The 15,488-nt window shown below is 65.1% G+C and carries 14 protein-coding genes; 4 read left to right on the forward strand and 10 right to left on the reverse strand.

Annotated features, from left to right (window positions below):
• Nucleotides 1–28: 28 nt before the first annotated feature.
• From IE116_RS12180 to IE116_RS12190, 3 genes are all read right to left on the reverse strand, one after another.
• The gene (locus IE116_RS12180; RefSeq protein WP_308428231.1) at nucleotides 29–1,414 is read right to left on the reverse strand and encodes a phospholipase A; all 1,386 of its coding nucleotides are present in this window, start codon (nucleotides 1,412–1,414) and stop codon (nucleotides 29–31) included.
• An 84-nt stretch (nucleotides 1,415–1,498) separates the two neighbouring features.
• A complete protein-coding gene (locus IE116_RS12185) occupies nucleotides 1,499–3,193 on the reverse strand; it encodes a long-chain-fatty-acid--CoA ligase (RefSeq protein ID WP_189612763.1) in 1,695 nt (564 codons plus the stop codon).
• A 117-nt stretch (nucleotides 3,194–3,310) separates the two neighbouring features.
• The gene (locus IE116_RS12190; protein ID WP_189612765.1) at nucleotides 3,311–4,444 is read right to left on the reverse strand and encodes an aminopeptidase; all 1,134 of its coding nucleotides are present in this window, start codon (nucleotides 4,442–4,444) and stop codon (nucleotides 3,311–3,313) included.
• 235 nt (nucleotides 4,445–4,679) lie between these two features.
• On the opposite strand from IE116_RS12190, the gene IE116_RS12195 reads away from it, so the two are divergent.
• On the forward strand, nucleotides 4,680–5,933 hold the full coding sequence (locus IE116_RS12195) for a M20 aminoacylase family protein (protein WP_189612767.1): 1,254 nt from the start codon (nucleotides 4,680–4,682) through the stop codon (nucleotides 5,931–5,933).
• A 47-nt stretch (nucleotides 5,934–5,980) separates the two neighbouring features.
• Here IE116_RS12195 and IE116_RS12200 read toward each other — a convergent pair whose 3' ends face one another.
• Nucleotides 5,981–7,246, reverse strand: a complete 1,266-nt coding sequence (locus tag IE116_RS12200) for a glycerate kinase type-2 family protein (RefSeq protein WP_189612769.1) — start codon at nucleotides 7,244–7,246, stop codon at nucleotides 5,981–5,983.
• Nucleotides 7,247–7,339: 93 nt separating this feature from the next.
• On the opposite strand from IE116_RS12200, the gene IE116_RS12205 reads away from it, so the two are divergent.
• Nucleotides 7,340–7,807 carry a MaoC family dehydratase gene (locus IE116_RS12205; RefSeq protein ID WP_189612771.1) on the forward strand — a complete coding sequence of 156 codons (468 nt, stop codon included), beginning with the start codon at nucleotides 7,340–7,342 and terminating at the stop codon, nucleotides 7,805–7,807.
• Between the two features lie 70 nt (nucleotides 7,808–7,877).
• On the forward strand, nucleotides 7,878–8,987 hold the full coding sequence (locus IE116_RS12210) for a ParB/Srx family N-terminal domain-containing protein (RefSeq protein ID WP_189612773.1): 1,110 nt from the start codon (nucleotides 7,878–7,880) through the stop codon (nucleotides 8,985–8,987).
• 64 nt (nucleotides 8,988–9,051) lie between these two features.
• Here IE116_RS12210 and IE116_RS12215 read toward each other — a convergent pair whose 3' ends face one another.
• Together IE116_RS12215 and IE116_RS12220 are read right to left on the reverse strand one after the other, a co-directional pair.
• On the reverse strand, nucleotides 9,052–10,116 hold the full coding sequence (locus IE116_RS12215; RefSeq protein ID WP_189612775.1) for a tartrate dehydrogenase: 1,065 nt from the start codon (nucleotides 10,114–10,116) through the stop codon (nucleotides 9,052–9,054).
• Nucleotides 10,117–10,167: 51 nt separating this feature from the next.
• The gene (locus tag IE116_RS12220; protein ID WP_189612776.1) at nucleotides 10,168–11,070 is read right to left on the reverse strand and encodes an alpha/beta fold hydrolase; all 903 of its coding nucleotides are present in this window, start codon (nucleotides 11,068–11,070) and stop codon (nucleotides 10,168–10,170) included.
• A 125-nt stretch (nucleotides 11,071–11,195) separates the two neighbouring features.
• Here IE116_RS12220 and IE116_RS12225 point away from each other — a divergent pair, with 125 nt between their 5' ends.
• Entirely contained in the window at nucleotides 11,196–12,101 is a 906-nt protein-coding gene (locus IE116_RS12225; RefSeq protein ID WP_189612778.1) for a LysR family transcriptional regulator, read from the forward strand.
• A 96-nt stretch (nucleotides 12,102–12,197) separates the two neighbouring features.
• Here the strand turns inward: IE116_RS12225 and IE116_RS12230 are convergent, their stop codons facing one another.
• From IE116_RS12230 to IE116_RS12245, 4 genes are all read right to left on the reverse strand, one after another.
• A complete protein-coding gene (locus tag IE116_RS12230) occupies nucleotides 12,198–12,932 on the reverse strand; it encodes an amino acid ABC transporter ATP-binding protein (RefSeq protein ID WP_189612780.1) in 735 nt (244 codons plus the stop codon).
• Between the two features lie 40 nt (nucleotides 12,933–12,972).
• A complete protein-coding gene (locus tag IE116_RS12235; RefSeq protein WP_189612782.1) occupies nucleotides 12,973–13,665 on the reverse strand; it encodes an amino acid ABC transporter permease in 693 nt (230 codons plus the stop codon).
• A gap of 12 nt (nucleotides 13,666–13,677) precedes the next feature.
• The gene (locus tag IE116_RS12240; RefSeq protein WP_189612784.1) at nucleotides 13,678–14,433 is read right to left on the reverse strand and encodes an amino acid ABC transporter permease; all 756 of its coding nucleotides are present in this window, start codon (nucleotides 14,431–14,433) and stop codon (nucleotides 13,678–13,680) included.
• Nucleotides 14,434–14,563: 130 nt separating this feature from the next.
• Nucleotides 14,564–15,469: an amino acid ABC transporter substrate-binding protein gene (locus tag IE116_RS12245; RefSeq protein ID WP_189612787.1), complete on the reverse strand. Its 906-nt coding sequence runs from the start codon at nucleotides 15,467–15,469 to the stop codon at nucleotides 14,564–14,566.
• Nucleotides 15,470–15,488 lie beyond the last annotated feature (19 nt).

Raw genomic sequence — 15,488 nt, forward strand, 5'->3', positions numbered from 1 at the left:
AGGAGCCGGTCATGCCGGCTCCTGTCGATTACCGCACGATCATCAGACCGATACGGAATTGCGAGCCGCCCGCGCGGTTGTAGTCCAGCAGCGTTTCGCCGTACCCATTGAAGTACTGCAGGTGCAGGAAGCCGTTCAGGTTGCCCAGGTACTCGCCACGCAGCGGGTAAGCCACGTCGAACTGCAGCGAGCCGCGGCCATCGCCACGCCGGATCACGCTCGACACCATCGGACCATCATCCATCGCCCAGCGGATCTGGTAATCGGTATGGCCACGGTAGTCGGTGATGTCGCGATTGCCTTCGCGTGTCAGGAAGGTGCGCACCTTCGGCGCGATGCTCAGCGTGCTGCCGTTTTCCAGACGATAGCGCAGGGCCGGGCGCGCGTACAGCGTGTTGACCGCGCGGGACAACGTGCCTTCCTTGCCGTTCGATTCATGCTCGAAACCGCCGTCAAAGCCCATCGAGAAACGACGGTTTTCCGATTCCCAGATGCGGTCCGACAGCCAGAAGAAGCTGGGGCGGTAGCTGCTGTCGCGAAACGGCGCGGATTCTTCGCCCAGGTCCCAGATCGACGTTTGCGTGTAGCCAAAGTACAGGTTGTCCTTGAAGCCCGAGCTTTGGGCGCCCGTGGGCTGGAAAAAGCGGTATTTCAGGCTGATCTGGAACTTGGCGTTCAGGTCGCCGCGGCCGCCCAGGCTGAAATACACCGGTTCGTTCGACGACAGCGCGCTGCGGAAGCGGTCAAGCGTCGAACTTTCGAAGCTGGAGTTGGCGACCGCGTCGGTCGGGGCAGGGCCCACCGTGGCGTTGCCGGCCGCGCCGCCGCTGGTTGCCGACACGCCGCTCAGCACGCCGGAATCGGGCACCACGGCCACGGTCTTGCCATCCAGTGCCTGCTTGTCGGCGTCAATGATCGGACCCACTGCCGGGGTCGATGCGATCGTTCCACGTTCAGCCGTGGTGGCGTCGAGCGCCAGCAAGACCGGTTCGCCTTCGATGTTGACGGCTTGCAGACCCTTGACCTGCTGCGGCACGGTCGCGGTCCAGGTGACGCGCGAAAAACGGCCCGCGGGCAATTCGATGGTCGCGACTTCACGCTCCAGACGCGCCCGGGACCGGACGACGCCGCCTTCGGGGTTGCGCCATTGCAGCACCAGTTCACGGGGCGCCACGTAGCTCAGGGTGCCGTTGCCCTCGTTGAACAGCATGGCTTCGACCTTGACGGTTTCGCCAGGGCCGGCCTGCAGACGATCCAGGCGGAAGGTAACAGCCGCGTCTGCCGCCAACGGGGCGCCCAGCGCCAGAGCCGCCACTGCCACGGCCGCAGCCATCGGCACTGTGCGACCGCTCGCGGCAAGCCGCTTGTTCAACCTGAAAGCCCTGCGCACCATGATGTCCTCGATTCTGCTCAAACTGCTGCTCAAACAATAGGCGCTCCTCTTGGGAGCGCCAGCTATTCTAGTGCCGAAAGAAAAACCTGCCCGCGCTTACTATTTTCAAGACGTTTTTTTGTCTGAATCACGCAATTCCCGGCGCAGGATTTTCCCGACGTTGGTTTTCGGCAGTTCGTTGCGGAATTCCACTTTGCGGGGCCGCTTGTAGCCGGTCAGCTGTTCCTTGCAGAAGGCCAGCAGGTCGGCTTCGGTCAGCGCCGGGTCCTTGCGGACCACGAATATCTTCACTACTTCGCCGGAATGCTCGTCCGACACGCCCACTGCGGCGCATTCGAGGACGCCCGGGTGCTGCATCACGACGGCTTCCACCTCGTTCGGATAGACGTTGAAGCCCGACACCAGAATCATGTCCTTCTTGCGGTCGACGATCCGCACATAGCCGCGTTCGTCCATGACGCCGATGTCACCGGTCTTGAAAAAGCCGTCAGGCGTCATGGCCTTGGCGGTCTCGTCGGGCATGTTCCAGTAGCCCGGCATGACCTGCGGGCCGCGCAGCGCGATTTCGCCCTGGCTGCCGATCGGCACGGGATGGCCGGCGTCGTCGAGCATCAACACCTCGGTGGACGGCATGGGCAGGCCGATCGTGCCGGTGTATTCGCGCACCGTGACCGGATTGCAGAAGGCCACCGGCGACGTTTCGGACAGGCCATACCCTTCGCAGATCGGCGTGCCGGTTGCCTTCAGCCAGCGTTCGGCCACTGCCCGCTGCACGGCCATGCCGCCGCCCACGCTGACCCGCAGCGCCGAAAAGTCGAGGCTGGCAAAGTCCGGGTGGTTGGCCAAGGCGTTGAACAGCGTGTTGACGGCCGGGAACAGCGTGAAAGGCTGCTTGCGCAGTTCCTTGATCAGGCCGGGAATGTCGCGCGGATTCGGGATCATCAGGCACAGGCCGCCGGCACGCATGCCCAGCAGGCCGCACGCCGTCAGCCCGAAGATGTGATAAAGCGGCAACGCGCACACGAACACCTGCTGCGACCCCTTGGTGCCCGGCGCGTTGCGGATCTCGTCATTGAGCAGCCAGGCGTCGCATTGCAGGACGTTGGCGACCACGTTCCGGTGCAGCAGCGTCGCGCCCTTGGCCACGCCGGTCGTACCCCCCGTGTACTGCAGGAAGGCGACGTCGTCGGGCGTGATGGTGACGGGCTTGAGACGCAGCCGCGCGCCTTCGGACAATGCGCGCTTGAACGACACATTGTTGTCGATCTGCCATGCCGGCACCAGCTTCTTGATGTGCCGGACGACCAGGTTGACGATCAGTCCCTTGAACGGCCCGAGCAAGTCGCCCATGGACGCGACCACGACGTGCTTGACGTGCGTGCGTGCAAGCACCTTCTGCAGCGTGGACGCAAAGTTTTCCAGGATGACGATGGCTTCGGCGCCACTGTCTTTGAGCTGGTGTTCGAGTTCGGGGGCGGTATAGAGCGGGTTGACGTTGACGACCGTATAGCCGGCGCGCAGCACGGCGGCAATGGCCACCGGGTACTGCAGGACATTGGGCATCATCAGCGCGACCCGCGCGCCACGCGCCAGGCCCCGCGACTGCAACCAGGCGCCCAGTTGCCGCGACAGCCGATCCACCTGCGCGTAGGTGAGCACCTTGTCCATGCAGACGAAGGCCTTGCGCTCGGCGAACCTGGTGAAGGACTCCTCCAGCAGATGCGCCAGCGAGGCGTATCGGGTCGGGTCGATCTCGGCGGGGACGCCGGGGGGATATTGCGCGAGCCAGGGTTTATCCATGAAGAGGACTCCTCCGCTTATCGTTGTTGTCGGACCATCGGCACTGCGACACCGCGTGGGCGCTGCTCATCGGATCGATGATAGCCCAGGGCGTTTCCCGGCACAGTGGGGGGCGACCTACCCCCCCGCCGCCAGGGCCGTCAAGGCGCGCCGCCGCTCGGCCGCCGGCAGGTCGGCCAGCGCCCTGACCTCGGCAAAGAACGGCGCCAGGTTGCCTTGCTGGCACGATGCGCAGCGCGCGTACAGCGCCCGGAACGCCGGCACCCACTGGTGGTAGGTAGCCACCGATGCAAAACGCGCGTTGTTGATCTCGCCCGCGAACCAGCCGTCGTACCCCGCAAACCCCTGCCACGCATCCCGCTTGAGCGCGTCGTAACGCACGCGCAGGTCGGCCAGGATGGCGGCCTTGGCGGCCCGGCGCTCGGCGATCTGGGTGTCCGACAGGTCCACCGGATACGGCCTTGTCGGCGCCTTGGCCCGCCTGGCTTCAGGGCTGTCTTCACCGTAAGCCTTTTCCAGTTCGCGGCGGGTGTCCAGCAGCAAGGCAATGAACTGGCGCTTGCGCTCGGCAAACACCGTGTATTGATCACGGATCGGTGCGTTCTCCGGAAGCTGCAACCAGCGTTCGACGCCGATTTCTTCCACCGTGGTGGCAAACGACTCGTTGAACATGGTGTCGTTGCGCGCGTAGACCGTCTGGTGCGCCAGCTCGTGAAAGATCAGCCGGGCGACTTCCCCCGGCGGATAGCGGATGAAGGTATTGACGAGCGGATCGTCATACCAGCCCAGGGTCGAGTAGGCCGGTACCCCTCCCACGGTCACTTCCCAGCCGTCGGCTTTCAGGTCCTGCGCCGTGGCGCGTGCATCGGTCTGGCTGTAGTAGCCGCGGTAGTCCAGGCAGCCGACCACGGGAAAGCAGGATGTTTTCATCCTTAGCGACAATTCTGGCGTGGCAAACACATTCCAGACGACGAAGGGCCGCTTGACGTCGGCGTAGCGGGTGTAGCTGTCGTTGTCGGGCAAGCCCAGCGACTGGCTGGCAAACCGGCGTGCCGATACGGCCTGTTCCAGCCGGCTGCGCAGGTCGGGCGGCGTGGCTGGATCCGCAAGCACCGCGTCCACCGGGCGGGCAGCCTGCAGCAGGCGGGAATGCCCGCCGACCGACTGGGCGTAATAGCCGACCTGGGCGCATCCGGCCAGTACGAGGGTGGCGGCGGCAGCGGTCAGCAGGCGGCGCACGCAAGCGGGCATCGGGCGGATCCTTGGAAGTCGAGAGCGCTTAGCGTAGCAGAGGCGCAGCGACCATCCGGCAACCCGCCGCAGCACGTGCTGGCTCTGGTGTAACGCCCCGCCCGCCCCGCTTTTGGCCGGGTCGCATTCCGCGGGCACATTGGCGATAATGGAGATTCGTGCACCGTGTGGACCGGTAAACCGGCCGTCAGGCTGGCACTGCCTTGCTGCCGCTGCACGCGCCTGGAGGCCCGCCATGAATCTGCTCGAACCCATCATCCAATTTCAGCAAGAACTGAAAGCCATCCGCCGCGACATCCACGCGCATCCTGAACTGTCGTTCGAAGAAGTCCGCACCGCCGACGTCGTTGCGCGGCAACTCGAAGCCTGGGGCATCCCTGTCGTCCGGGGCCTGGCCACCACGGGCGTGGTCGGCATCGTCAAGGGAAACCGAAGCGGTGACGGCGGCGCGATCGGCCTGCGCGCCGACATGGACGCCCTGCCGATGCAGGAACGCAATACCTTCGACCACGCCAGCCGGCACGAAGGCAGAATGCACGCCTGCGGCCACGACGGCCACACCGCCATGCTGCTGGGCGCGGCCCGCCACCTGGCGGCGCATCGTGACTTTGCGGGCACGGTCTACCTGATCTTCCAGCCGGCCGAAGAAGGCGGCGGTGGCGCGCGCGCCATGATGGACGACGGCCTGTTCACCCGGTTTCCGATGGAGGCGGTGTTCGGCATGCACAACTGGCCCGGCATTCCGGTCGGTCAGTTCGCCGTCACGCCCGGCCCGATGATGGCGTCCAGCAATGAATTCGAGATCACCGTGAACGGCAAGGGGGCGCACGCCGCACTGCCGCACCTGGGCGTCGATCCGATCATGGTGGCCGTGCAGATCGCGCAGTCGCTGCAGACCATCATGACCCGCAACAAGAAGCCGATCGACGCCGCCGTGATCAGCATCACGCAGATCCACTCGGGCAGCGCGACCAACATCGTGCCGAACGATGCGGTGCTGCGCGGAACGGTGCGGACCTTCTCGACCGAGGTGCTGGACATGATCGAATCGCGCATGCGGGCGATCGCCACGCACACCGCCGAGGCCTTTGGCGCAACGGTGGACATGGTGTTCGATCGCAACTATCCGGCGCTGATCAACCATCCGAAAGAGACGGCGTTTGCGGCCAATGTGTTGGCGGCATTGGTGGGGCCCGACAAGGTAAACGCCGAGTGCGAACCGACCATGGGCGCCGAAGACTTCGCCTTCATGCTGCAGGAAAAGCCCGGCTGCTACGTATTCATCGGCAACGGCGAAGGCGACCATCGCGAAGCCGGCCACGGGCTGGGGCCATGCACCCTGCACAACGGCAGCTATGACTTCAATGATGACCTGCTGCCGCTGGGGGCCACGTACTGGGTGAACCTGGTCCACCAGTGGTTCGGGACGCAGGCGGGCACGGTGGCTGCAACCGCTGACACCGCCGAGACGGCCGAAGCCGGCCGCTAGGCTATCGGCCCGGGACCGCGGCGCAAGGCTGCGGTCCCAACCCCGACTCACGTCAGCAGAATCACCCGATAGTCATTCACGTTCGTCAGCGTCGGACCGGTCATGACCAGGGTCCCGAGCGCATCGAAGTATCCCCACGCATCATTCGTATCCAGCCAGGACTGCGGCGTGATGCCGCGTGCCGCCGCGTCGGCCAGGTGAGTACTGTCGAACCAGGCGCCGGCATTGTCTTCGCTGCCGTCGATGCCGTCGGTGTCCGCCGCCAGCGCCGCCATACCGGGCTGGTCGCCCAGTTCGGCCGCCAGCGACAGCAGGAATTCCGTGCAGCGGCCGCCGCGCCCGCCGCCCTTCACGGTCACGGTGCACTCGCCACCCGAAATCAGGGCCACCGGGGCCGTGAACGGCTGCTGGAAGCGCACGATCTGCCGGACCAGGGCGGCATAGACCTTGGCGACCTCGCGCGCTTCGCCGGTGACGGTATCGCCCAGCACCACCGTGCGGATGCCGGCCCGCTCGAATACGGCGGCGCCGGCCTGCAGGCTTTGCTGCGCCGTGGCGATCATGCGGTTGTCGACCCGCTGGAACAGAGGGTCATCGGCCTTGGGGGTTTCGGCATGCTCGCCCGCCGCGCCGGCCTGCAACCAGGCAGCCACGGATTCAGGCGTGTCCACCTCATGACGCGCCAGGATCGCCAGGGCATCGGCATACGTGCTGGGGTCGGCCACGGTCGGACCGGACGCGATGGCCGACGGATCGTCGCCCGCCACATCGGAAATGATCAGGCCCAGCACCGGCGCGCGCGTGGCAGCGACCAGGCGGCCACCCTGCACCTGCGACAGATGCTTGCGCACCACGTTCATCGATTCGATCGGCGCGCCGCTGCGCAGCAGGGCCTGCGTGACGGCTTTCAGGTCGTCCATCGACACGCCCGGCACGGGCAAGGACAGCAGGCTGGACCCGCCGCCCGACACCAGGGCGATCAGCAGATCATCGGGCCCCAGGTCGCGCGCCAGCGCCAGAATTTCGCGCGAGGCATCTTGACCGGCCGCATCAGGCACGGGGTGCGCCGCTTCCAGGCAACGGATGCGCGACAGCGGCAAGCCGTGCCGATAACGCGTCACGACCACGCCCGATAGCGGCGCGTCGGCAGGCCAGGCGTTTTCCACGGCGCGCGCCATGCTGGCGGCGGCTTTTCCGGCGCCGACCACCACCGTCCGGCCCTTGGGGGGCGGCGGCAGATGCGCGGCAATGACACACAGGGGATCGGCGGCGGCCACAGCGGCCTGGAACGATTCGAGCAGGAGCGTTTGCATGGCGAAATGACGTCTTGGTGTTGTAAACGCCAGCGTTAGCGCCGTTTTCTAGTCATCTGTCGGCTAACATGGCGGGTTGGAGGAGGCACCGGCATGCGGCATTTTGACACACTGAACGAACTGATCGACCACGTCGGAACCGAAGTCGCCGTCAGCGACTGGCTCGTGATCGACCATTCGCGGATCGACCGGTTTGCCGACGCCACCGGCGACCACGCCTGGATCCATGTGGACCCCGCCCGCGCGGCCACCGGGCCCTTTGGCGCGCCGGTCGCGCACGGCTTCCTGACGCTCTCGCTCATCCCGCTGTTCGCTGCCAGCGCCCTGCACATTGCCGACGTCGTGACCGGCGTCAACTACGGTCTCAACCGCGTGCGCTTCGTTGCGCCCGTGCCGGTCAACAGCCGCCTGCGCGCCAGGTTCACCCTGACATCCATCGAGATGTTGCCCGAGACCGCCGCCCAGCGCGGCGCCCAGGCGGTGTGGGCGATCACCATCGACATCGACGGTGCGGGCAAGCCGGCCTGTCTGGCCGAGTTCATTGCCCGATATGGCGTGTGATCCGGCGCGCATCCAGGCCGCGCGGATCGCACCCGGCCCGTTCCCTTCATGAACCCGACCGTTATGCCACATGACGGCGCCCGGCCCCGCGCCGCGCCCGTCGAGTGAATGTTCCATCGCCAGTCACCTGCTGGCATTCACTGAGTCGTACCTTGCCATGATGTTCCCGCACTTGCGCCGCCACGCTGCAGCCGGCGCCTTCGCCACCCTTGCCGCTTCGACGGTGTTGACCGGACCGGCCCTTGCGTCGCCCCCGGACGCGGCTCCCCTTCCCCGCGCCATCGCCGATATTCCCGCGGGCGCGGTCCTGCACCTGCGCATCGACGACTTGCGCCCGACCCAGCCTGCCGTCGGCTATGACCAGATCTACGCGACGCTGGAGCGCTATCGGCGCAGCCCCCAGGACAAGTTCGACGACTACTGCTTCGTGAACGGCCAGCGCGGCGTCAGGTCCTTTGATGCGGCCTCGTCACGCATTGACGATCCGTCCAGCTTCACCTGCAAGCAGGACGCGCCAGATGCCGCTTCGCCGCATGCGGCAACGCTGTACGGGGTCGTGATCGGCCCGGGTGGAACCTTCTATCTCCAGTCCGGCCACCATACGGCAGTCGCGCTTACGTCGCTGCCTGACGGCGGCAGCCATGTGCGCCTGACGGTACGTGTGGTGGACAACTTCAGCCAGATGATTCCGGGGGGCGGGTTCTGGACGCGGATGGCGGCCGAGCGGCGCGTCTGGCTGCGCAACGCCCAGGGCCAGATGATCGCGCCCGAGGCGCTGCCGCAGACCTTCCGGCTGGTCGACCTGCGCGACGACCCCTACCGCAGCCTGGTGTTCTTTACGCGCGGCATCGGGTACGTGCGCCCGCCCGGCGAAACGCCCCACGTCGAGATGGCGTGGGCCTATTGGCTGCGCAAACGCCGCGAGCCCGATCTGTCGGCCTACCGGCTGGATGACGTCGCGTCGTACCGCGATGCGGTCATTGCCGCCGCGCGCAAGATGGTGGCCTTGCGCGACAACGACATCCTGGTGGACCGCATGACGGCCTTGTCACTGGGCAAGCTGCCCAGCTTCGACGCAAAGGACGCGCTGCGCAAGGTGGCGCGCGAAGGCAGCGCCACGCAGCCGCCCGGCCCGCTGGTCGACGCCGTCATGTACAAGCAGCGGTTCGTCGAGCCCTAAGCAGGTCAACCGGGCGAGCGCGCGGCCGCGACGCCATGCAGGCGCCGCGGCTCGCCCCTTTGGCTCAGCCCGCCACGATCGCGGCGATGGCGTCGCCCACTTCCGTCGTCTTGGCCGTGCCCTTCATGTCGCCGGTGCGCGGGCCTTCGGCCAGCACTTTTTCGATGGCGGCCAGGATCACGTCGTGCGCGTCGCGGTAGCCCAGGAATTCCAGCATCAGCGCGCCTGACCAGATCTGCGCGATCGGGTTGGCGATCCCCTTGCCGGCAATGTCCGGCGCCGAGCCGTGCACGGGTTCGAACAGCGACGGGAAGTTGCGATCGGGGTTCAGGTTGGCCGACGGCGCAATGCCGATCGTGCCCGTGCATGCGGGGCCCAGGTCGGACAGGATGTCGCCGAACAGGTTGGACGCCACCACCACGTCGAACCAGTCCGGGTGCTGCACGAAGTGCGCGGTCAGGATGTCGATGTGGAACTTGTCGACCTTGACGTCGCCATAGTTGGCCGACATGGCTTCGACGCGCTCGTCCCAGTAGGGCATTGTGATCGCGATGCCGTTCGACTTGGTAGCCGAGGTCAGATGCTTCTTGGGGCGGGATGCAGCCAGTTCGAATGCGAACTTGAGCACGCGGTCGACACCCGTGCGTGTCATGACCGTTTCCTGGATCACTATTTCGCGGTCGGTGCCTTCGAACATGCGGCCGCCCACGCTGGAGTATTCGCCTTCGGTGTTTTCGCGCACCACGTAGAAGTCGATGTCACCGGGCTGGCGGTTGGCCAGCGGCGACGGCACGCCGGGCATCAGGCGCACCGGGCGCAGGTTCACATACTGGTCGAATTCGCGGCGGAACTTGAGCAGCGAACCCCACAGCGAAATATGGTCGGGCACCGTGGCAGGCCAGCCCACCGCGCCAAAAAAGATCGCGTCGTGGCCGCCGATCTGCGTTTTCCAGTCGTCCGGCATCATCGCGCCGTGCTTGGCGTAATAGTCGCAAGAGGCAAAGTCGAATTCGTCGAAGCTCAGGTCGATGTTGAAGCGCTGCGCGGCGGCCTTCAGCACCTTGATGCCTTCGGGCATCACTTCGGTGCCGATGCCATCGCCGGGGATCACTGCGATACGGTGGGTCATGAAAAAGTCTCCTGGGAAGCGGGTTCGTGTTTGCGTTCGGTTTGGATCGGTTCAGTTCTGGAAGAAAGCCTGAACCTCGGGCAGCAGCAGGTCGGGCGCTTCTTCGGCGAGGTAATGGCCGCAGTCGACGGCGTGGCCGTCCACGTCGGTGGCAACGGCGCGCCACAGGCCCAGCACGTCGAAGTGCCGCGCCACGACGCCCTTGGCGCCCCACAGCACCCGCAGCGGGCACTGCACCTTTTCGCCCGCCGCCCGGCCTTCGCGATCGTGATCCAGATCGATGCCGGCGGACGCGCGGTAGTCCTCGCAAATCGCATAGGCCCAGCCGGTCTTGCGGGCGCAGCGTTCGTACTCGGCCAGGGCTTCATCGGTAAACGGCGCCAGGCCCGCGTGCCGGCCTCCCATGATGGACCGGATGTAGAACACCGGGTCGGCTTCGACCATGCGGTCGGGCAAGGGCGCGGGCTGGATCAGGAAGAACCAGTGGAAATAGGCCTGCGCAAAGCCCCGTGTCGTCTGCTCGTACATGTCGAGCGTAGGCGCGATATCGAGCAGCATCATCCGGTCGACACGCGCGGCATGATCCAGCGCCAGCCGGTGCGCTACGCGGGCGCCACGGTCATGCGCCAGCACCTGGAAACGGTCGTGGCCCAGATGCGTCATCAAGGCCGCCAGGTCCTGCGCCATGACGCGCTTGCTGTAGCCATGATGGTCGTCGCCACCCTGCGGCTTTTCGCTGTCGCCGTAGCCGCGCAGGTCAGCCGCGATGCAGGTAAAGCGCGCCGTCAACGCGGGCCACAGCTTGTGCCACATCACGTGCGTCTGGGGATGGCCGTGCAGCAGGAGCAGCACCGGCCCGGTGCCGGCCTGGCGGAAAGCCATGTCGACGCCGTTGACGGCCACATGCTGGACGGGCAGGTCAAAAAGCGAATCGAAAGCAGCGGTGGCGGTCATGTAGAGCCCTGAAGAATGGGGGACGGCATGGCACACATTCTGGCACGGGCATAATGTGCGTGCCAGAAAACCATTCTTTCCTGGCATTCACAAATGCCGGCTTGGCCACCCCAGGAACCATGACGATGGCGAACGAATCCGACCTTGGGTTTTTTACCCTGCTGGCCCGGCAAGGCAGCCTGACCGCCACGGCGCGCGAACTGGGGGTGACGCCGGGCGCGGTCAGCAAACGGCTGCAGCACCTGGAGCGGCGCCTGGGCGTGCGGCTGGTGCAGCGCACCACACGCAGCATGAGCCTGACGCAGGAAGGCGAAACCTACCTGGGCCATGCGCAGCGGATCCTGGCCGACATCGATGCGGCCGAAGCGTCGATCGCCACGGCACATCATCAGCCGCGGGGACTGCTGCGGGTCAACGCCACCTTCGGGTTCGGGCGCGCGCATCTGGTCCCGGCCATGACGGCATTTGCCCGGCAGTACCCCGACGTGCAACTGCAACTGCAGCTGACCGACGAACCGCTCGACCTGGCCGATCAGGCCTTCGACCTGGGCATCCGGGTCGCCCCCCTGGCGGACACCATCCTGGTCGCCCGGCGCATTGCCCCGAACCGCAAGTTGCTGCTGGCATCGCCCGAGTACCTGGCCGCGCACGGCACGCCCGACAAACCTGCCGACCTGGCCCTGCATCAATGCCTGGTGATCCGCGAAAACCACGATGCCTACGCCTTGTGGCGGCTGGGGTCGGGGCGGCTGGCGCGCACCGTGCGGGTCCAGGGCGCCCTGTCATCGAACGATGGCGAAGCCGTCCGGCAGTGGGCGCTGGCCGGCCTGGGCATCATCCTGCGATCGGAATGGGACGTGGCCGTCGACGTCAAGGCGGGGCGGCTGGTGGAAGTGCTGCCTGCGTGGAAGCCCGCGCCGGCAGACATTTTTGCGGTGTACCCCGAGCGGGAACGGGTGCCGGCCAAGGTCAAGGCCTTCGTCGACTTTTTATGCGCAAGCCTGGGAGACGTCCCGCCGTGGCGGCGGTAGCCACGTCCCGACACCCAGGCGACGACAACGCGCCGCCGTTCACGCAGCGGCGATATGCCGCGCGGGGCGGCGGCAGCCGCCGCCACCCGTGCGTTCCTAGTGCTGAAGGATCTTCGACAGGAACTGCTTGGCGCGGTCCGACCGTTCTTCGGTCGGGCTGAAGAAGGCCTCTTTCGAGCAGTCTTCCACGATCTTGCCGGCATCCATGAAGATGACGCGGTGCGCCACTTTCCGGGCAAAGCCCATCTCGTGCGTCACCACCATCATGGTCATGCCTTCCTTGGCCAGGTCGACCATCACGTCCAGCACTTCATTGACCATTTCCGGGTCGAGCGCCGAGGTCGGCTCGTCGAACAGCATGGCGATCGGATCCATCGACAGCGCGCGCGCAATCGCCACACGCTGCTGCTGGCCGCCCGACAGCTGGCCCGGAAACTTGTCTTTATGGGCCTGCAGGCCCACGCGGTCCAGCAGCTTCAGGGCACGCACGCGCGCTTCTTCCTTGCCGCGCTTGAGCACCTTGACCTGCGCCAGCGTCAGGTTTTCCGTGACCGTCAGGTGCGGAAACAACTCGAAGTGCTGGAACACCATGCCGACGCGCGAGCGCAGCTTGGGCAGGTCGGTCTTGGGATTGGCCACCGAAATGCCGTCGACCACGATGTCGCCTTTCTGGATCGGTTCAAGCGCGTTGACCGTCTTGATGAGGGTCGACTTGCCCGAGCCCGACGGCCCGCACACCACCACGACTTCCCCCTTGGCGATGGAGGTGCTGCAGTCGGTCAGAACCTGGAAGGAACCGTACCACTTGCTGACGTTCTTGATCTCGATCATGTCCGAGACTCCGTAAAGAAATGGGTAGGCAATGAGAGGGTCAGCGGATGATCGCGACGCGTTGCTGCAGGTGCTTCACGAGTTTCGAGGCGCCAAAGCAGATGATGAAATAGACCAGTGCGGCAAAGACATACATCTCGACCAGCCGGCCGTCACGCTGCGCCACCTTCGATGCCGCGCCCAGGAAGTCGGTGATCGACAGCACGTACACCAGCGAGGTGTCCTGGAACAGCACGATGGTTTGCGTCAGCAGGATCGGGATCATGTTGCGGAAGGCCTGAGGCAGGATCACGGTCGCCATGACCTGCCAGTAGTTCAGGCCCAGCGCATACCCCGCCCACGCCTGCCCCCGCGAGATCGACTGGATCCCGGCGCGCATGATTTCGCAGAAGAAGGCCGCCTCGAACATCGTGAAGGTGATCACCGAGGACCAGTAGGCGCCGACCTGGATGGGCGTGCTGGAACCGATGATCCACGCGCCGATGTACGGCACCAGGAAGTAGAACCAGAAGATCACCAGCAGCAGGGGCAGCGAGCGCATCAGGTTCACGTAGGTGCCCGCCACGCCCGACAGCACCTTGATGGGCGACAGCCGCATCATGGCCAGCAGGGTGCCGAAGATCACACCAAAGAAAGTTGCCGTGACCGTCAGGGTCAGCGTGAAGACCATGCCCTCCTTGAACAGGTAAGGGGCGGTCCGCCAGATCGTATCGAAGTCGAAATTTTCAAACATGGCTCGCTCCGATCAATGGCCGCCGGCATTTTGCCGGGGCCCGCTGAAACCTGGGATCGAGACGCGCTGCTCGAGCCATCGCATGCCGAACACCACGCACAGGCTGATGCACAGATACAGGATGGTCGCGGCCGTGAAGGCCTCGAACACCTGGAAGCTGAATTCCTGCATGGACCGCGCGCGACCCGTGATTTCAAGCAGCCCGATCGTCAATGCCACCGACGAGTTCTTGATGATGTTCATGAATTCGGAGGTCATGGGCGGCAGCACCACGCGATAGGCGATCGGCAGCAGCACGTAGCGGTAGGCCTGGAAGCCGCGCATGCCCAGCGCGGTCGCCGCCATGCGCTGACCGCGCGGCAGGGACTGGATGCCGGCACGCACCTGCTCGGCCACCCGCGCGGACGTGAAGAAACCGAGACAGAGCACGGCGGGAATGAAGGAGCCCCACGGCGGCGGCACCTGCTTCATGGAGTCGCCCAGGGATTCGGGCAACGCTTCGGGAAGCACGAAGTACCAGAGAAACAGCTGCACCAGCAGGGGAATATTGCGGAACAGTTCAACGTAGGCATTGCCCAGGCGAACGGCCCATTTGGAATCGGTGGTGCGCATCACGCCGACCAGCGAGCCCAGCGTGAAGGCGATGATCCAGGCCAGCAACGCAGTGGACAGGGTCCACCACAGCCCTGAAATCATGGTGTCGAGATAGGTGCCCTGGCCGTCCGGGGAAAGCTCCCAGAAGATCTTCCAGTTCCAGTTGTAGTTCATGGCGTTTCCTGCGGGGTGGATTCGTCAATCGGGAGATGCCCGGCCGGCGCCCATAAACACAGAGGACCCGCAATGGGTCCTCTGTGAGCCAGGCGTCGTCGGGTGGATCCGGAACGCGTTGGAAATGGCTTTACATGTAGTCTTTGCCGTCGCCCGAATCGGTGGGCTTGGAAATGACCTTCTTCAGCTGTTCGCTCATGGGAACGTTCAGGTTCAGGTTACGCGGCGGAATGGGCTGGCTGAACCACTTGGTGTACATCTTGGCGAGTTCGCCCGATGCCATCAGATTGGTCACGGCCTTGTCGACCACCTTCTTGAAGGCCTCATCACCCTTGGGTTCGATGATGCCGTACGGTTCGACGGTGTAGGGCTTGCTGCTGATCGTGTAGGTCTTGGGCGCCTTGGAACCGGCGACCAGGCTGTACAGCAGGATGTCATCCATGAAGAAGGCGGCGGCGCGGCCGCTTTCGACCATCAGGAACGCTTCGGCATGGTCCTTGGCAGGAATGATGTTCATGCCCAGGTTTTCCTTGCCGTTCGTTTCCGTCAGCCACTTCAGGTTGCTGGTGCCGGCGGTCGACACGACCGTCTTGCCCTTGAAGTCAGGCAGGTCATTGAGCTTGGCGGAGGTCTTGGCGACGAAACGCGTGGCCGTCACGAACGTGGTCGGCGCGAACGACACTTGCTGCTGGCGTTCGGTGTTGTTGGTGGTGGAACCGCATTCCAGGTCCACGGTGCCATTGGCGATCAGCGGCAGGCGGGTGGCGGAGGTGACGGGTTGCAGCTTGACGTTGATCTTCGGCAGCTTGAGTTCGGTCTTCACGGCATCGGCAATCCTGTTGCAGATGTCCATGGAATAACCGATAGGTTTTTGCTGGTCGTCGAGATACGAGAAGGGAATGGACGAATCGCGGTGGCCAAGTGTGATGGTTCCCGTGTCCTTGATTTTCTTGAGGCGGCCAGTCAGTTCCTGCGCGTGGACGGAGCCGGCGGCCAAGGTCAGCGCAACGGAAAACAGCACGATGGACTTCTTCATGAATTCGCCTTCCTGTAGA

This window comes from Pigmentiphaga litoralis (genome assembly GCF_014651835.1).
GTDB classification, from domain to species: domain Bacteria; phylum Pseudomonadota; class Gammaproteobacteria; order Burkholderiales; family Burkholderiaceae_B; genus Pigmentiphaga; species Pigmentiphaga litoralis.